13 protein-coding genes are annotated in these 18,471 nt (G+C 63.8%); 3 read left to right on the top strand and 10 right to left on the bottom strand.

What is annotated here, in order from left to right; translation table 11 throughout:
- Positions 1-701 precede the first annotated feature (701 nt).
- On the bottom strand, positions 702-3,494 hold the full coding sequence (locus ACQS5P_RS08130) for a hypothetical protein (protein WP_428940397.1): 2,793 nt from the start codon (positions 3,492-3,494) through the stop codon (positions 702-704).
- Positions 3,495-3,497: 3 nt separating this feature from the next.
- Positions 3,498-3,719 carry a hypothetical protein gene (locus ACQS5P_RS08125; protein ID WP_428940396.1) on the bottom strand — a complete coding sequence of 74 codons (222 nt, stop codon included), beginning with the start codon at positions 3,717-3,719 and terminating at the stop codon, positions 3,498-3,500.
- 491 nt (positions 3,720-4,210) lie between these two features.
- Here ACQS5P_RS08125 and ACQS5P_RS08120 point away from each other — a divergent pair, with 491 nt between their 5' ends.
- Together ACQS5P_RS08120 and ACQS5P_RS08115 are read left to right on the top strand one after the other, a co-directional pair.
- Positions 4,211-7,096 (top strand): M16 family metallopeptidase, encoded by a 2,886-nt coding sequence (locus tag ACQS5P_RS08120; protein ID WP_428940395.1) that lies wholly within the window; start codon positions 4,211-4,213, stop codon positions 7,094-7,096.
- 71 nt (positions 7,097-7,167) lie between these two features.
- The gene (locus tag ACQS5P_RS08115; RefSeq protein ID WP_428940394.1) at positions 7,168-7,545 is read left to right on the top strand and encodes an endonuclease domain-containing protein; all 378 of its coding nucleotides are present in this window, start codon (positions 7,168-7,170) and stop codon (positions 7,543-7,545) included.
- Between the two features lie 45 nt (positions 7,546-7,590).
- Here ACQS5P_RS08115 and ACQS5P_RS08110 read toward each other — a convergent pair whose 3' ends face one another.
- From ACQS5P_RS08110 to ACQS5P_RS08075, 8 genes are all read right to left on the bottom strand, one after another.
- Positions 7,591-8,055: an NUDIX domain-containing protein gene (locus ACQS5P_RS08110; RefSeq protein WP_428940393.1), complete on the bottom strand. Its 465-nt coding sequence runs from the start codon at positions 8,053-8,055 to the stop codon at positions 7,591-7,593.
- A gap of 51 nt (positions 8,056-8,106) precedes the next feature.
- On the bottom strand, positions 8,107-8,814 hold the full coding sequence (locus tag ACQS5P_RS08105) for an ABC transporter ATP-binding protein (RefSeq protein WP_428940392.1): 708 nt from the start codon (positions 8,812-8,814) through the stop codon (positions 8,107-8,109).
- A gap of 83 nt (positions 8,815-8,897) precedes the next feature.
- A complete protein-coding gene (locus ACQS5P_RS08100) occupies positions 8,898-9,665 on the bottom strand; it encodes an ABC transporter ATP-binding protein (RefSeq protein ID WP_428940391.1) in 768 nt (255 codons plus the stop codon).
- Positions 9,666-9,682: 17 nt separating this feature from the next.
- Complete coding sequence (locus tag ACQS5P_RS08095; protein ID WP_428940390.1) at positions 9,683-10,711, bottom strand: branched-chain amino acid ABC transporter permease; 1,029 nt, start codon at positions 10,709-10,711, stop codon at positions 9,683-9,685.
- Between the two features lie 11 nt (positions 10,712-10,722).
- Positions 10,723-11,646 (bottom strand): branched-chain amino acid ABC transporter permease, encoded by a 924-nt coding sequence (locus tag ACQS5P_RS08090; RefSeq protein WP_428940389.1) that lies wholly within the window; start codon positions 11,644-11,646, stop codon positions 10,723-10,725.
- A complete protein-coding gene (locus ACQS5P_RS08085; protein WP_428940388.1) occupies positions 11,646-12,818 on the bottom strand; it encodes an ABC transporter substrate-binding protein in 1,173 nt (390 codons plus the stop codon). Before ACQS5P_RS08085 ends, ACQS5P_RS08090 begins: the two co-directional genes overlap by 1 nt.
- A 124-nt stretch (positions 12,819-12,942) precedes the next feature.
- A complete protein-coding gene (locus tag ACQS5P_RS08080; RefSeq protein ID WP_428940387.1) occupies positions 12,943-15,357 on the bottom strand; it encodes a heavy metal translocating P-type ATPase in 2,415 nt (804 codons plus the stop codon).
- Between the two features lie 232 nt (positions 15,358-15,589).
- The gene (locus ACQS5P_RS08075; RefSeq protein ID WP_428940386.1) at positions 15,590-15,859 is read right to left on the bottom strand and encodes a 4Fe-4S dicluster domain-containing protein; all 270 of its coding nucleotides are present in this window, start codon (positions 15,857-15,859) and stop codon (positions 15,590-15,592) included.
- A 393-nt stretch (positions 15,860-16,252) separates the two neighbouring features.
- Here ACQS5P_RS08075 and ACQS5P_RS08070 point away from each other — a divergent pair, with 393 nt between their 5' ends.
- A complete protein-coding gene (locus ACQS5P_RS08070) occupies positions 16,253-18,457 on the top strand; it encodes a hypothetical protein (RefSeq protein ID WP_428940385.1) in 2,205 nt (734 codons plus the stop codon).
- Positions 18,458-18,471 lie beyond the last annotated feature (14 nt).

Genomic DNA, 18,471 nt, shown 5'->3' with positions numbered 1-18,471 from the left:
TCCCAAGCCAGACCATCACCCGCTCCTTTTCGGGCATCCCCATTTCGTCTGCTATAGCCGACTTTAGTTCGCCCGCTGACTGAGCAGTTCACGTCGGTCCAAAACTGCCTCGATCGTGGTCGCGAACGGCAGTTCGACGATTCGATGCGGTGTGCTGGAAACGTCGCTCAAGTGTCTGGCGCGGCGAAGTCGCTCCCAGGTGCCAGGGTCGAATACGACCAGATGGCTGACCGGCTGCTCCAGCGCAGCCTCGTTAACGAATGGATGCAGATCTATGGCCAAATGTCGGCGAGGCAACGTGCCCTGCGGATCGCCAATCCCAACAATCAACGGGTCCGTCCCAATGAGCCAGTGGATTCGCCGCGTCCAAGGGTACCCCGGTGAGCGCGTAAGCAGATCGATCGCAGAACACAGATACCTCTCGCTGCGCCAAGGAGGGGAATTATTGATCAATCGCCGTACGGCGCCTTTCTCGTGGAGCTCGGGAACAGACTCGGTGAGGAACTCTTCAAATCCTCCCAGTAGGGGCGCTGTATAGGATAACCCGGCAACCTGAAGCTGCTTCGCGCACCCATGCTCATACACACTAATCGTGCCTAAGGAACTAACCGAACCTACTTTGCGTTGACATCCCATTCCCAGAAACGAGATCGTGATAGCTCCTAGTAAACAGATAGACCGAGTTGTCGTTCTGGATAGCATCATAGGCTTGGAGGCGTCAAGACATGGTTGTCCCAGTAGTCCAGTGGCACGTCCAGATCGTCAATAGGGAAGCTGGGATCGATCTCGTGCGCAGCGAAAACCATCACATGCCACGGAAGCGTCAGATGGTTCACTTCGTACCCGTAGGCGGCACCATATCCTAGGAATCCTTCACTTTCGGGGGTGTAGCCGTGCTCGACAAGCTGATTCGCCCATCCTGGATTAGTCGAGATGTTCGTTTGGTACGACGCCTGGATCGTGCTCGGCAGTCGATTGCCTCGGAGCATGTTGGCGAACCAGATATCCAAGATGTCTTCGTTGAAGTAGAAGCCAGGGACGACCCCATAATGTACGATCCCCGTGCCGCCTTTCCTCTGGTAGTAGTTGACGAACTTCCTCGTGTTGGAGAGCACGCCGCTGTGCCAGACCCATCGTACGGCTCGGGTGTGTATATCGTGGACGACGTCCATGACCACGAGAGACTCGACAGGGATGGGCGTCTGGAACTGGTAGCCCCACTTCCCAGAGCCCGACAAGACGCGGGAGATGTTGACCGCGGTGATCCCGCCCCAACTGTACGCGAGCAAGTGAATCCGAACCGCTTGGAGCTCGGCGGCTGTGATGATGTTATTTCGCGGATTCCCGTTGGCACCGTCGATCATCGCGAGCAAGTCTTTTGTCGCTTTCTCGCCCCTGTTGTACTTGTACGGCTCGCCATATGAGTCACTATCATTGCTATCTTGGTTTACTGACACGAAACCGCGCTCACTGAGCGCATCGCTAAGGACCTCGACACGATAGTCCCCGAAGGAGAGCGCGCTGTTGGTGTCGATGCCGTACCACGAGACAAGCAGGTCCACCGGGGCGGCAGAGTTGACTGGCTGATTCGGAGATTGGTACCCGCTGCCGCTACTTGGGTGCGTTGTGGCGCTCGCGATGTTCGATGTCCCGAGCGGCGCTGCTGCCGATCCAAGCGCGGTGACCCGGTGCCACACGGTCATGCTCTCGTCCAAGCCTTCGATCGAGGCATAGGTGGCATCAGGTGCCAGAGTAGCGGACTGGTTGAAGTTGATGCCGTCGAAAGACACTTCGAGCAGATACTCCGCGGCGCCTGAAACCGCGGTCCAGTTGAGGTCGACCCCTTCCGAGGACACGGCCGTCGCCGCGAGAACGATGCCGCTGAGCGTTCTGGCCCATTTCTTCGCGCTGTACGAAGTGAACGCTGGTAACTCGGGCGGCGGAGGGTCGGTCAACTTCGCGCGAACGCGATACCAATAAGCCGCGTTCGCCGGAATCGGAGTGTCGGTGTATTCCCCGATCCCGCCAGAAACAGTGTCGCGAAGAGCAAAATCGATCCCGTTGGTCGATCGCTCGATTTCCCACAAGATTTCGTTCGCCACCGCCGCCTCGTCCCAGCTCAGCCGGATCGCATCCGATGCATCGGACCAGACGTTGAAGTCGAATGGGGTCTCTATGCTCACCTGCCACTTAAGAGACAGGATCGCCAAGTCTGTATCGTCCACCGTGCCGTCGTAACTGAAGTCGCCCTGGGTGAAGGTCCGCGATGACTGCTCCCAGTTGTCCGCCAGCACCAGCATGTCGCGCGCGTTCACCACCCGGTCGCGCGTCGCGTCGGCGTTGACGAAGAAGAACTCGTACGTGAATGCTTCCGATAGCGATGCGCCGCCGGTTACGATGGTGTCGGGGAAGATGCGGAGCTGATAGTTGCCGTCCTGGAGGATCGGGCCGTAGGCGTGGTTGGAGTAGGGGAACGTCAGCGTGGCGGTGTCCACGCCCGACGTATCGTTGAAGGCGAAGTCGAAGTCCACCGTCGCCAGCGGGTGCGAACCCTGCACCTCGATGCTGATGTCGCTCTTGCTCAGCCCGCTGACGCCCTGGCTGAACGTGAGCGTCAGGTGCTGCTGCTGCCCGGCGGGCGGATCGGGCTCGAAGTGGGCGCTGACCAGATCCGCCGGCGGCGCACCCAGCGGCGTGATCGGCGTGTACCCGGAGTTGGTGTCCTGGCTGAACGCCCGCACGCGGAAGGTGTACTGCACCGTGTCCAGCAGTCCCTCGGCGGTGAAGCTGGTCGCATCCGCCGCCGACGTGCCGATCTGCTCGAAGGCGCCGCCATTGAGACTGCGGTAGATGGCAAAGCCGCTCTCGGCCGTCGCGTTGTCGCGCCACTCGATCGTGGCCGAGCCAGGCAGCGATTGAGCGATCGCCGTCACGTGATTGGGCGCCGGCAGCACGGTGGTGGCGGCCTTCTTGGCGCTGGCCCCGGTGTCAAAGCCGCCCGGGCCGACTCCTCGCACACGATACCAGTAACGCGTGCCCTGACTCAGGTTCGTGTCGTCAAACGTGGTGGTGTTGGCGGGCAGGTCCTGGTACCACACGAAGTTGGCGCCGTCGGTGGAGCGCTGGATCCGCCAGGTGTTCTCGCCCTCCACATCGTCCCACGCCAGGCGAATGCTGCTGGACGACAGGGCGGTGACGTAAAAGTCCGTCGGCTCGTAGAGGTGAACGAAGTAGCCGTTGTCGATGATGGCGTAGTCGGTGGCGTCGATCGAGCCGGAGTAGTCGAAGTCGCCATCGTCCCAGCTCCAACCTTCCGGCGGCACGCCGTGCTGCTGCTGATATGAGTAGCTGGCGTCGATGATGGCGTAGTCGGCGGCGTTGACGCCTCGGCTGCGGTCGGCGTCGCCGTTGAGGAACCAGAAGGCAAGGGTGTACTCCTCGGCCAAGGGTTCGCCGTCGGATGCGCTATTGACGCTGTTGGCCAGCAGTCGCACCTGTCAGTTCCCGTTCTCGAGGATGCCGGTATTGAACTGAGCCTGCGGAAAGCTGAGGGTGGCAGTATATGTTAGTGGATCGTAACCGTCAAGCACCAGAGGCACGGTCGAATCCGTATCGATGTTCTCCGCGACGAAATCCTCTGCCGCCACGCCGAGCAAGTGCCGATCAAACTGAAAGCTGACGCTGCGGGGCGCATGGAGCCAGTCGAAGCTGGCCTGCACCACCTGCGGCCCGGCGCTCAGCAGGCAACGACGTTCAAGCGTCTCGATGACCGCGCGATGGAGGCGCTCGACAGTGCGACGACGGGAGCGCGAGGGGGGGTATAGCCAGCGGATGGGTTTGTTCGAGCGTTCATGTCGTTCTCCTTCCCCCGGACTTGGGGAAAACGTGCGACGCTCTTGGGAGTTCTCGACAACTAACGTAGCGCGCCGGTGGCGGCGGTGTCAATGATAAAATCGATAAAGTGATTGATCTATCCGGCGTATGGGTTGACTAAGGTACCGTCATCGCCGACAGTCGTGCGCGCGGATTGACCTGATTCGAGGACGGACTGATCCTTATCGAACTCTGGGAGCCTCCGTTGCGGAAGTGCGGCGTTGGTTCGGGTCGCAGTCGAGCTTCCCCAAGGCTATGGGTCAACTTTTGCGCCGCGCCAGCGTATAGTTACCGAGTCCGCGCGCGAAGGGGCTGAAAACAGTTTTGGGAGAGTCGAATGGTCCGAAGGATTCCCGCCGCTACCGTTGCCGCCCTGGTCATCCTGTTTCTCGTTTCGCTGCTGTCGCTGGCCACGCCGCATCGCGCGCTGGGCGCCGAAGTTTCCGTTCCGGCGGTGCAGTTCGAGAAGCAGGTCCTGGACAACGGGCTGACGGTGATCTACGCCCCGCTGCGACAGGCGCCGGTCGTGCACGTGCGTGTGCTGTATCACGTTGGCAGCCGCGACGAACGCCCCGATCGCCAGGGCTTCGCCCACATGTTCGAGCACATGATGTTCCGCGGCTCGGCGCACGTGGCGCCCGAGCAGCACATGCAACTGATCATGCAGGTCGGAGGCATGTCCAACGCCTTCACCAGCTTTGACCAGACCGTCTACGTCAATACCATCCCCGCCAACGCTCTGGAGATGGCGCTGTACCTGGAGGCCGACCGAATGGCCAGCTTCAAGGTTTCGGATGAGATCTTCCAGACCGAACGGAAGGTGGTGGCCGAGGAGTGGCGCCTGCGCTATGCCAATCAACCGTATGGCCCGATGTACCAGGACCTGGCGCGCACGGCCTATACGCGGCACAGCTATCGCTGGACACCGATCGGGGAAATGGATCAACTTCGCGCCGCGGCCTCCAGCGAGCTTCAGGACTTTTTCAACAGGTATTACGTTCCGAACAACGCCTGCCTGATCATCGCCGGCGACATCGACATTCCGCAGGCCAGGGAGCTGGTCCAGAAGTATTTCGGTTGGATTCCCCGCGGCGAGCCGGTGAATCGCGAGATTCCGCCGGAGCCGCAGCAGACCGAGCCGCGAAAGCTGGTGGTCAAGCGTGCGGCGGTGCCGCTGGCTTCGATCGCGGTGGCCTACAAGTCCACCGACTATCGCGACGACGATCACTACGCACTGGGGCTGCTGGGAGAGATTCTGGTGGGCGGGCGCAGCAGCCGGCTCGATTCGGTCCTGGTCAACGGCCCGAATCCGATGTGCAGCAACGTCAGTGGCGGGGATCAGCAACTGGAGGACCTGAGCCTGTTCATGATCAACGCCACCGCGCTGCCCGGGCGCGATCCGGAACAGATTACGAAGATCATCCAGCAGACGGTGGCCGAAGTTGCGGAAAAGGGTGTTTCCCAGGAGGAGCTGGACCGTGTCAGGACGCAGGCGCGCAACCGCATGATCCGCCAGCGCGAGACCGCCTCCAGCCTGGCCAGCATGCTGGGAGAAGAAGAGGTTTTCGGCGGGGATGCGGATCGGGTGAACCGTGAATGGGAGAAGCTGAAGGCGGTGACGGTGGCGGATGTGCAGCGTGTTGCCGGGAAGTATCTTCAGCCGCAGCGGATGACGGTTCTGCACTACCTTCCGGACCCGGGCGGCTCGCGCGGCGCGGCGGCGGACGCCGCCACCCAAGCCGCAAGAGCCAACGAACTGGCGGCCGCGCCGGTGACGCCCTCGACCCAGCCCATCCGCACGCGGCAGATCAGCTTCCCGCAAGGCTATCCGGCCCAGCCTCCCATGCCGGCCGAGCTGGTCAGCAGAAGCTTTGAAAAAGGCGTCGAGATGGAGGTTCATGGCGTGAAGGTGATCGCGCTCAGCGATCATCGTCTGCCCATGGTGAACTTCAGCCTGGTGATGCGCAGCGGCGGACACGCTGTGCCGGCGGGCAAAGAGGGGCTGGCCTCGCTCACCGCCAGCATGCTCCGTCGCGGCGCTGCCGACATGGACTACCTGACACTTAGCCAGGACCTGGAATCGCGCGGGATCACGATCGAGGCCGGCGACTTCGGGGACAACACGCGCCTGTCCGGGTCCTGCACCACCGACCAGCTCGAACACGCCATACTCCGCGCCCGCCAGATCCTGCTTCAGCCCCGGTTCGATCCGGAGGAGTTCGAGAAGCTCAAGCGTCAGGCCATCGCGGGACTGATGCAGTCTCTCAGCCGCCCCGCAACCGTCGCCGCACGGGAGCTGGATCCGGCACTGTTCGGTGATTCGCCGCTGGGTCGGCAGACGAGCCTGACGAGCCTGGGATCGATCACGCTTCAGGACGTCAGCAAATGGTATGAGTCGGTGTATCGTCCCAACGACGCGCTGCTGGTGTTCAGCGGAGACATCACCGCCGAACAGGCAAAACAACTTGCCGGCAAGCTGCTGAGCGACTGGAAGCCAGCCGAATCGCTGCCCGCGGCCGAGTATGTGCTTCCCGAGCCGCCGCCGCAGCGAAGGATCATTCTTGTGGACAACCCCGACGGCAAGCAGAGCACCATCCGCATGGGTATCCGCGCCTACACGATCGCCAGCGACGAGAAATTCGCCGGCTCGCTGGCCAGCCGAATCCTTTCCGATGGAATTCATTCCCGGCTGGAGCGCTACGTTCGCGCCGAAAAAGGCTACACCTACGGCGCGCACGGCGTGTTCGAGCCAGGCCGGCATGGCGGGTCCTTCACCGCCTCGGTCGATACCCGCCCGGAAACCACCGGACCGTGCATCCAGGCCATGATCAAGGTCTTCAACGACATGCGGACCCAGACCGCATCGGCCCAGGAGATCGACCAGGCCAAGCGTCGTGTGGCCGGCTCGATGGTCATGGAGATGCAGACGATCGCCCAGCAGGCGGGCAAGCGGATTGACGGCATCCTCAACGGCTACCCGATCGACTACTACGACGTTTACCCGCAGCGTATCGCCGCGGTGACAGCCGAGCAGATTCGCGCGGTGATGGACAAGTGGGTGCGTGATGACGCGATGACGATCGTGGTGGTCGCGCCCGCCGAGCAGGTGCAACAGCAGCTCGAGCAGCTCGGCAAGGTCGAGGTCGTGCCCATGCCGCTGAAGCGCCAACCGCCAGCGGATCAACCCGCCGCCGAAGACGCCCCGAAGAAAAAGGCGGCGTGAAATTACTCTCCCTCTCCCCTCGTGGGAGAGGGCTGGGGTGAGGGGGAAGGGCTGAACGGCAGGAGACGTTTGTGCGCAAACATCACGTCAAGCCGTTGAATCTGAGGCGTGCCCGTGAGATGCGCCACGAACCAACGCCTGCGGAGAAGCTCTTGTGGTCTCGTTTGCGAGACCGCCAACTGAACGGCCTGAAGTTCCGCCGCCAGCAGCCGATCGGGCCGTTCGTGGCGGATTTCTTCTGCGCCGAGTGCGCTCTGGTAGTGGAACTCGACGGGGACTCGCACGCGGAGCGAGTGGAGTATGATGCGAAGCGCACGGCGTTCATTGAACGCGAAGGATTGCAGGTAATCCGATTTGTCAATGACGACGTGCTGGGCAATACGGACGCCGTGCTCGAAGCGATCCTGAGAATCTGCTTGGCGAGAGCTTCGGGCGTTCGCGCGGGTTAACCCCTCACCCCAGCCCTCTCCCACAAGGGGAGAGGGAGTGCGGCGCTAGCGGAAAAACGCCGACTGGCGGTGAGCCAAAGCGTCGGCGATCCGCTGGCGGTGGATCTCGATCAGATCCATGCGCTCGATTTGCTCGGGCGTGAACCAGCCAACATCGGTAGTCTCGTTGCTGAGTCCGATCTGGCCCGCCACGGCCCGGGCTTCGAAGCAGATGGCCACGAGCTGCTTTCGCGGTCCATCCCCGTGCTGGATCACGAAGTCCGGACTGGTGTACACGCCGATCAGCTTGACCAGCTCGACGTGCAGGCCTGTCTCCTCGAACGCTTCGCGCACCGCGGTCTCGGCGATGCTCTCGCCGCTTTCCATGTGGCCGCCGGGCAGACACCAGCGGTTGTTGTCGCGGCGGCGGGTGAGCAGAATCCTTTCCCGCCGCTCGTCGAACACCACCACCGCCGCTCCGACCGCGATCACCGCGCCTTTGCCAATACGCTCGCCCTGCAAGATCCGCATCACAGCTCCTCTGACGTCGGCCGCAAAGCCGCCTTCGTGCCTCGGCTGCCTCTATCCGCCCAGATACGCCCGCTTGACATCCGGATCCTCCAGCAGATTCCGCGCGCTGTCAGACTTGATCACGTGCCCGGTCTGAAGCACGTAGCCCCGGTGCGCGATCGTCAATGCCATGTGCGCGTTCTGCTCGACGAGAAAGACGGTCGTGCCGGCGGCGTTGATCTCCCGGATGATCTGGAAGATCCTGCGGACGATCAGCGGCGCCAGACCCAGCGAAGGCTCGTCCAGCAGCAGCACGGAAGGTCCGGCCATCAGCGCCCGGGCAATGGCGAGCATCTGCTGCTCGCCGCCGCTGAGCGTGCCGGCCTTCTGGTCCCTTCGCTCCGCCAGCACCGGAAACAGTTCGCAGCATCGCCCGAACCGTTCGGCAACCTCCCGGCGCGATTGACGCTGATACGCTCCCAGCAACAGATTCTCCCGAACGGTGAGGTTGGCAAACACCTGCCTGCCCTCCGGCACGTGGCAGATGCCTTTGCACACGATCTGGTCTGGCCGGCAGCCGCACAGCAACTGTCCGTCCAGATGAATCGTCCCCGCCGCCGGCCTCACCAGTCCGCTGATCGCCTTCAGCAGCGTGGTTTTCCCCGCGCCGTTGGCGCCGATGAGCGTGACGATCTCACCGCGGTCGATGTGCAGCGAAACCCCATGCAGCGCCTTGATCGCGCCGTAGTTGACGCAGAGGTTGTCAATTCTCAACAGCATGCCCAAAGGAACCGCGGATGAACACACATTAACCCAGATGGGTCTGCACTACAGCATCAGTGTGCATCCGCGTTCATCTGTGGTTAGCTCACCGGTTCGCCCAGATATGCCTCGATCACCTTCGGATGGCACTGCACCTGCGACGGAGTGCCGACGGCGATGGTCTCGCCGTGATCCAGGACGGTGATCCGCTGGCAGATCGTCATCACCAGCTTCATGTCGTGTTCGATCAGCCAGATCCCGATCCTGAAGCGGTCGCGGATGAAGCGGATCAGCTCCATCAGCTCCATTTTCTCCTGGGGGTTCATTCCGGCGGCCGGCTCGTCCAGCAGCAGGACCTTCGGGCTGGTGGCCAGCGCGCGGGCGATCTCCAGCCGCCGCTGGTCGCCGTAGGGCAGGTTCCTGGTCAGCTCGTCCCAGCGGTGCGCCAGGCGCATCGTGTGCAGCAGCTCCATTGCCTGGGCTTCGTGGTGGCGGTCTTCGCGCTGATGGTGCGGAGTTCGCAGCACGGTCCCCCAGAATCCGTGCGTCAGCGACTGGTTAAATGCGGTCAGCACGTTCTCCAGCACCGTCAATCCGCCGAACAGACGAATGTTCTGAAACGTCCGCGCGATCCCCAGCCGGTTGATCTTGAACGGCTTGAGCCCCACGATGCTGCGGCCTTCGAGCTTCACCTCTCCGGTGCAGGGCAGATGCACGCCGGTGACGACGTTGAAGGCCGTCGTCTTGCCCGCGCCGTTCGGGCCGATCAGCCCGACCAGCTCTGTCCGTTCCAGCGTGAAGTCAAACCCGCTCAGTGCCCGCAGGCCGCCGAATTGAACCGAGAGATTATGGATCTCCAGCAATGGCATGGATGTCAGACACTTCTTCAGGATGCGACCGCATCCCCGGGCGGCTCGATCCGCCGCCGCGTCCACCACAGCTCGCGGCTGCCAAGCAACCCGCCGGGCCGAAGCAGCATCATTCCGATCAACAGGATCGAATAGAAGATCATCCGCCACACACCCGATAGAAAGCGAAGCTGCTCGGGCAGATAGGTGAGGATGGCGGCGGCGAGGATCGAGCCGGTGATCGATCCCTGCCCGCCGAGAACCACCATCACCACGATTTCGATCGAGCGCATGAAGCGGAAACCCGCCGGGTCGAGGTTGCCTTGATACGTCGCGAACAGCCCTCCGGCCACTCCGGAAAAGAACGCGCCAATCACGAACGCCGAGACCTTGTAGTAGGTGGTGTCGATGCCCATGGCGGCGGCGGCAACCTCGTCCTCGCGCACGGCGCGAAAAGCCATTCCCTTGGCCGAGTATGCGATCCGCCACACGCACACCACGCACACGACCACGCCCGCGTATGTCCAGAAGAAATTGGCGACAATGGGGATGCCATGCAGCCCGCTGGCGCCGCCGATGCGCAACGGGCCGATGTATTCGGTGTTGATGATCAGGGTGTAGATGATCTCGCCGAAGCCGAGCGTCGCAATTGCCAGGTAATCGCCGCGAAGCCGCAGCGTGGGGATCCCGATAACCAGTCCCGCCGCTGAAGCAAAGACCCCGCCCAAAATCAGCAGCACCACGATCGCGACGGGAATCATCGCCCCTTCCGGCCGCCAGTAGTGCATGATCGTTCCCGTGGTGTACGCGCCGATCGCCATGAATCCGGCGTGTCCCAGCGAAAACTGTCCCGTGATGCCGTTGATCAGGTTCAGGCTGACCGCCAGGATCACGTTGATCCCGATCAGCACCAGGATCCGCAGAAAGTACGGGTCCATGTACTCGGCCATGAGCCGGTCGATCGGCCACAGCGCTGCCAGCAGAGCTGTGAGTGCGAGATTGATCACCCAGACCGGCACTCGGGGCTGAGCAAGCGAGAGGCGAGATTCACTGGGCAGCGCGGTCATGGATGCGTCGGTCAGACCTTTTCCGCCGCTGGGCTTCCCAGCAGGCCGGAAGGACGAATCAGCAGGATGAGGATGAGCACGACAAACGCCGCCGCGTCGCCGTAGGCGCTGGAGATGTATCCCTTGGCCATGGTTTCCAGCATTCCGATGAGCATTCCCCCGACGGCAGCGCCCGGGATGGAGCCGATTCCACCGAGCACGGCGGCGACGAACGCCTTGAGCCCGGGCATCAGTCCCATCAGCGGCTTGACATCATATCGGATGGCATCGACCACGCCCGCCACCGCCGCCAGCGCCGATCCCAGCACGAACGTGAACGCGATGATGCGATTGGTGTTGATGCCCATGAGCGAGGCAGTGTCGAAGCGGTAGGAGACGGCCCGCAGCGCCAGCCCGGTCCTGGTCTTCGTCACGATCCACCAGAGCACCACCATCAGCAGCATCGCCAGCCCGAAGCTGAGCAGGTCGAGGTTGCTGACGGTGACGGGGCTTGTGGCATCGCCGACGCTGAAGCTGATGACCACGCGCGGCTCGATCAGCGGGGGCATGCGTCGCGGCGTGGGGCCGAATACTTCTCTGATCTGCGCGATGTTCTGCAGCAGCAGCGACACGCCAATCGCGGTGATCAGCGCCACCAGCCGCGGGCTGTGGCGAAGCGGTCGGTAGGCGAAGAACTCAATGAGAAATCCCAGAACCGAGCAGGCGAGCATCGCCGAAGCAAAGACGATTGGCAGCGCCAGCCAGGCCGGAAGGTTGTGCCGGGTGGCGGCCTGGGCGACGTAGTATCCGACGACGGCGCCGCTCATGTACACTTCGCCATGGGCGAAGTTGATCAGCCGCAGCACTCCGTAGACCATCGTGTACCCCAGCGCGATCAGCGCGTAAACGGCCCCGATGGACAGGCCGTTGACGAGTTGCTGGACGAAGTCGTGCATCACTGCGGCGCGATCGAATCCTTGAGCCTGGTTGTGCCGTTCTGAAGCTCCAGGATCACGATGGGCTTGCGGGCGTTGCGGTTTTCATCGATGGTGATGACGCCGCTGGCGCCGGGAAAGTTTTTCGTCTGCGCCAGCGCGTCGCGAATGGCCGCCGGTTCGGCCTTGCCGGCGCGGTTGATCGCGTCGGCGATGACGCGCCCTGCGTCGTAGCCCAGGATCGCCATCGCGTCCGGAACCTTGCCGTTGTAGCGCGCCTTGTAATCGGCGATGAACTTCTGCACCTCCGGGCGCGGGTCGTCGGGATGGTAATGAGTCGTGAAGAAGCAGCCGTTCGCCGCCGCGCCAAGCTTCAGCGTCTCCTCGCTGTCCCACCCGTCTCCGCCGAAAAATGGCACCGTGATCCCCAACTGCCTGGCCTGCACCAGAATCTTCACCACGTCGCCGTAGTACCCGGGCAGGTAGACCGCGTCGGGGTTGGCGCTCTTGATCGTGGTAAGCTGGGCCTTAAAGTCGTTGTCCTCGGCGCGGAAGCTCTCCTCGGCCACGATCGTGCCGGCTCCCCTGGAGTATTCCGCCCGGAATGCCGCGGCCAAGCCCTTGCTGTAATCGTTGGCCACGTCCGTGAAGATCGCGACGCGCTTCCACCCCTGTTTGCTGGCGAACTGCGCGCCCACCGTGCCCTGAAAGTCATCCGTGAAGCAGATTCGGAAAATGTAATCGCCTACCCTGGTTACTGTCGGGTTCGTGCTGGCCGGAGAGAGCATCGGGATCTTGTATTGCTGGCAGACCGTGGCGCCGGCGAGGCTGCGCGAGCTGGCCACCTCCCCGATGACGGCCACGACGCGATCCCGGCTGATCAGCTTCTGCACGGCGGTGGTCGCCTCGGCCTGCTCCGAGCGGTCATCTTCGGGGATGATCCTGATCGTCTTTCCACCGAGCACCCCGCCAGCGGCGTTGATCTGCTCGATGGCAAGCACCAGCCCTTCGTGCGAGCTTTGCCCGAAGGTCGCGGTCGAACCCGTCAACGATGCGAATTCGCCAACGGGAATTTCGTTTCCCGAAACGGAGGCTCCCGGTTGTTTCTTGCAACTGACCGGCAACAACCCCACGAGCAACGCAAGCAGAAGCGACGACGAAACGGCCAGCGGCCGTGGCAACCTCCGCACCATGCAAGTCTCCTTGTGAGCGCGAGTTGAATGCCGAAATCTAACCGTGTCTGCTCAGGTCTGCAAGAAATCGGCGGAGACCGGGTTCTTCTGAGGCTCCTGGGGGCGGGGACGGGTGCGGCCTGCATCAGTCGATCCGCGATCGACGCAGCAGCAGAGCGTTGCCCAGCACGGTGACATCCGACAGGGCCATGGCGGCGGCGGCGATGTAGGGGTTGAGCATTCCCGCCGCCGCCAGCGGAATCGCCACCACGTTGTAGAAAAATGCGAAAAACAGGTTCTGGCGGATCTTGCGCATGGTGGCGCGGGAAAGGCGAATGGCAGTGGCGATTCCGTGCAGGCTGCCTCCGACCAGCACGATGTCCCCGGTCTCCTTGGCGATATCCGAGCCGGAGCCGATGGCGATGCCCAGATCGGCCTGCGCCAGCGCCGGGGCGTCGTTGATCCCGTCGCCCACCATCGCCACTGTCGATCGGGTCGCCCCCGGTCGGGACGGACTGAGCTGAAGCTCGCGGATGACCTGCGCCTTCTGGTCGGGTTTGACTTCGGCGCGGACATCGTCGATGCCGACCTGCCGGGCGATCAGCTCAGCGGTAGCGCGGTTGTCGCCGGTCAACAGCACCGTGCGCAGCTTCAGGCGATGAAGCTCCTGGATGGCCGCGGCCGAATCGGGCTTGATCTCGTCGGCCAGCGCGATCACGCCCAGTCGCTCAATCGTGCCGTTGTGCAGCACCGCGACATAGACGAGGGTTTGTCCTGTGTCGGTGGCATATTTCTGGTCTTCGCCGGCCAGTGCCGTCATCCGGGCGCGCAGCATCTCCTCACTGCCGACCAGCAGCGTTTTGCCTTCGACCCGCGCCACCACCCCATAGCCCGGCTCGTTGTTGAAGCTTTCGGGTTCGGGGATTTGCAGGCCGCGTGCGTGAGCGGCGGCGACGATCGCCCGGGCCAAGGGGTGCTCGCTGAACTGTTCGGCCGCCGCCGCCAGACGCAGCAGTTGATCCTGCGGCACGGCATTGAAGGATTCGACGCGTGCGACGGCGGGCGTGCCGCGGGTGATCGTGCCGGTCTTGTCCAGCACGATGATGTCGAGTTTTTCAGCGTTCTGGAGGGCGTCGATGTCGCGGATGAGGATGCCCTTGCGTGCCCCGCGCCCCGTGCCCACCATCAGCGCCGCAGGCACCGCAAGCCCCAGTGCGCACGGGCAGGCGATGATCAGCACGCTACAGACGGTCAAGGCCACACGTCCCCAGGTCGTGGCGCTGTCCCAGCCGTGGGTCCAGCCCCATACGTACCAGCCGATGCCGGTGAACAGCGCGATGGTCAGCACCGATGGCACGAACACCGCCGCGACCCTGTCGGCCAACTGCTGGATCGCCGGCCTGGATGCCTGCGCGGCCTCGACAAGTTTGATGATCTGGGCCAGGGCGGTTTGCGAGCCGGTCTGGGTGACCCGGATGATCAGTCGTCCGTCGAGATTGTGGGTGCCGCCGATGACGCGATCGCCGACATCGCGCCTGACCGGCAGTGGCTCACCGGTGATCATCGATTCATCCACGCTGGACGGCCCGCGGATGACCTGGCCGTCGATGGGGATCCGATCCCCCGGGCGCACGAGCACCAGATCACCGATCTTCAGCTCTCCAACGGGAACCTCGATAAAGGCGGAGGGTTGAAGGCCAAGGGCGGAGTCCACGGCGGGTTGGGGCGCCTGATCGTGCACCTGTAACTTCAGCGCCGTCGCCGGCGCCAGTTGCAGCAGTTCATGGATCGCGCTGCCGGCGGATTGCCGGGCGCGGGCCTCCAGCCAATGCCCCAGGCTGATCAGCGCCAGCAACCCCGTGGCTTCCATGAAATACAGGTGAGGCAGCGTGCCCCACCAGTTCAGCAGGTAGCCCAGCAGCGCCACCAGGCTGTAGCCCCAGGCGACCGACGCGCCCATGGCGATCAGCGTGTCCATGTTGCTGGTGAAGCGCTTCAGTGCCCGCCAGGCGCTGCGGTAAAAGCCATTGCCGACATAGACGATGGCGATCGAGCTGCTGATCAGGGAGACCCAGGTCATCCAGTTCAGCGGCTGCGGAGCGCCGGCGGCGGGCTGCGCGCCGGGATGGTGGGCGTGGCCGCTCAGAAGCGTCAGAATCCAGTGGGTGGCCTCGACGGGGAACCACAGCAGGATGCCGACGACGGCGCGGCGAAGCCAGGCGCGGGCCTCGTGCATCTGGCGATCCAGCCGCGCCTGCTCGACGCCGGCCTCGTCGTGCGCGTGATGCTCCTCCTCGGGCACGGTGGGATAGCCGGCATCGGTGATGGCGGCGGCGATCTGCTGCGGGCTGGTCGCGCCGGGATCGAATCGCACCACCGCCCGGCCACGCGCCAGGTTCACTTCGCACGCCTGTACGCCCGGAACCTTCTCCGCGGCCCTGCGCACGTGCGCCACGCAACTGGCGCAGGTCATCCCGCCAACGCTCAGCACCGCTTCGTCAACAGCCTGTGGGCTTGAAGGGTGATGCGTTGTGCCGCTGTTGGGGGTGGCGGTCGTCATGGCAGTGTTATTGTACGCAACGAAGCCTTCAGCGCCCGAGGTTCAATCGCAGCGTAGTCGCGGGCTGGTGCAAACCCGCGATCCGCTCAAGTCCGGGGGGCTGATCAGACCGGCCAGACGCACAAACAAGACGCCCGCGGGGATGAAACCCGCAGGCGTCAGTCGCTGATCCCATGCAAGCGTAGACCGCCGCGGCGGGCGATCGTTCAAACCCGATCGGCCGGCGGCGGTGCTACTTCTTCTGCTTGGCGTAATAGGCGGCGTTGCGCTCGATGAAGGAGGCCCACTCTGCCGGCAGGTCCTCCTGCGGGAAAATCGCTTTCACCGGGCACTCGTCCACGCACAGGCCGCAGTCGATGCACGTGTCGGGGTCGATGTAAAGCATCTCTTCCTCGGCGAAGTTGGGCTCGTCCTTGGTGGGATGAATGCAGTCCACCGGGCAGACCGCGACGCACGCCGTGTCCTTCGTCCCGATGCAGGGCTGCGCGATTACGTGGGCCATAGGGCACTGCTCCTTACGTTGACACCGTGGGCTCGAAATTCGCTGCTTCGAGCCTGGGCACGATTATAGCGCAAGGCAAGTGCCGGGCAATACGCAACGGCCAGCGATCGAAAACCCCGGCTGCACTCGCCCGTGACGCAACACGTGCGTCTGACAGGGGATGGGAATCTCCTGCATTTCCACGATGCACTGTCAGTGAGTGTCAGGCGCCTTACGTGCCAGCCGGGCCGGCCAAGCGTCAGGCGAAGTGGATTACGCCTCGCCGCCGCTAACCGGACCCGGCGGTGGCGTGTCTGCTGTGCAGATTCCGCCACAGTGACGACCTTCAATCGGGGGTCTCCCCGGGGAGTTTCCCACATGGTACGCCGAAAGATCATCCAAAATGCGGCCTGTTTGTGGCTCGCGACTGGGCCGCTGGCGCAGGCGGTTACCACCACCTGGACCAACGCCACGGGAAATCGCCTGTGGGCAGATCCGGCGAACTGGAGCAGTGGCGTTCCCACCGCATCCGATACGGCCGCGCTGCTGGCGGGGGGCACGATCATTCTTCCCTCTACTGGGGCGGCAACGGCTAAGTCCGTGCAGTCGGCGCTGGGCGCGCCCAGTGGCACGCAGTTTCGGTTGCAAGGCGGTCGGCTGGTCAGCAGTGAAATTGGCGGATTTCCCGGCGAGTTCCATATCAGCTCCGAAATCGGCGCGTTGGGAGATGTGCTGGTCCTGAGGGACACGTTCGCCAGCGGCGCGATTGGCGACGGCGCCGGCGGCGGGAACTTCGACCTGCTGGCGATGCACTCGTTCCTGCGCGCTGGCAACAGCTTCCGCGGACAGGCGGTGCTGTTCGGCACGATGCTGGAACAAAATGGCTCGGTCGCCCAGGCCAGCGGAGTCCTGCTTCCCTTCGGGCAGGCGACGCTCAACGCCTCGGCTGCCGCCCCGGCCATCGACCGCCTGCCCGACGACGGCCCGGTCCGGATGATCGGCGGGGTTCTTGCCGCCAACGCCGGCAGCGTCACCATCACTCAGGAAACGATCGGAACGCTGTCGATCGAGCGCAGCCGGGCTGATCTGATTTTGCAGGGACCGGCATCCGGATCACTCGTGCTGACTGCAAAGGCGCTGTTCCGCAGCGACGGGGCGGTTCTGCGACTGCGAAGCAACGAATCATCGGCCATGCGTTTCGTGGCCAAACCCACGGGCGCCGACGGCGTGCTGCCAACCGACCGGGCGGTGCTGGGATACGGAATCGGGACGATCGGCACCGGCGCCTCATCGCGCGCGACGTTCCTCACCTACGACCTGGGGGTGGATCCGAATGACGTGTCTGACGATCCGGGGCTTCGCCCGCTGGCCTGGGACAGCGAGCACGCGACCTCGATCGCCGCTGGCGGCAATGTGCGGCTGGGCGCGGGAGACGCGGTGCTGCCGCTGGCGGCCGATGCTTCGATTCGCTCCCTGAGTTTGACGGACGGATCGCTCCAGCTCGATGGCTCGCAACTTGTCATTGACAGCGGGCTGATCATGCAGGGCGCCGCCGCCGGCACCGGAATCGGCGGCAACGGTTCGCTGAGTTTCCCGGGCGAGGCGCCGATCCTGACCCTGGGCAAAGTGACGCGCACAATCGATGTGCCGATCCAGGCAGCATCACTGGTCAAAGGCGGCGACGGCACGCTGGCGCTGACCCGGGCAAACACCTTCCCACTGGGCGTGCATATCGCCGAGGGCACGCTGGCGATTCGCGCTCCCGCGGCCCTGGGCTCGGCGACGGTGAGCAGCTCCGGAGCGACGCTGCGGATCGAAGCGGTGTCGCAGACGATCCAGCACTTGAGAGGTCTGGGTTCATTCAGGATCAGCAACTCGCTGGGGAACTTTGCTTTTGGCGCGACGGCCGGGACGCTGAACGTGGAGGCCGGGCGGACGCTTACGATCCACAACATCGAAGGCGGCGGGGGATACTTCGTCGTCGCCGGGGATGGCACCGTGCACATTCCCGCAGATGGGCAAAGCCAGGCCGATTTGGTCGTTACCGGCGGAGAGCTGCGCCTGGATGGCGAAGTGGCGATGGGCGGCAACGTGAGCGTGCTCGACGGACGGCTCAGCGGAACGGGCACGATCGCCGGCACGATCACTGGCGATGGTCCGGCCGGCTCGGTGATTTCGCCCGGCCCGGGTCCGGCGCGCCTGACCGCCTGGCAACTGTCGCTTTCGCACCTGCTGGAGTTGGAGCTGAACGGCGTGCAGGCCGGAACACTGTACGATCAGCTTCGCGTCATTGAGCGCGTCAGCATCGCCGGCGGGTTGGATCTGGACCTGTCGGTCGGCTACGCGGCACAGTTCGGCGACAGCTTCACCATCATCGACAACCTCTCCTCGCAGCCTCCGCTCAATCCATTCACCGGACCCGCGGAAGGCGCCCTGTTCACCGCGAATGGCTACCAGTTGCGACTCAGCTACCTCGGCGGAGATGGCAACGACGTGACGTTGACGGTCGTGCCTGAGCCGGGACTGGCCGGGATGGGGCTGCTGCTGGGCGTGCTGGCGCTGCGGCGTCGCGGGCACTGGCGATGCCCAATGTCGCGACGCAGCGCGCCGCGAAGATGATGCTTCCTGTCGTG

The organism is Fontivita pretiosa, from assembly GCF_050410795.1.
In the GTDB taxonomy this organism is placed as follows: Bacteria; Planctomycetota; Phycisphaerae; order Tepidisphaerales; family Tepidisphaeraceae; genus Fontivita; species Fontivita pretiosa.
Note: the sequence above shows the minus strand (reverse complement) of the source record. Positions and strands in the feature narration are given on the sequence as shown.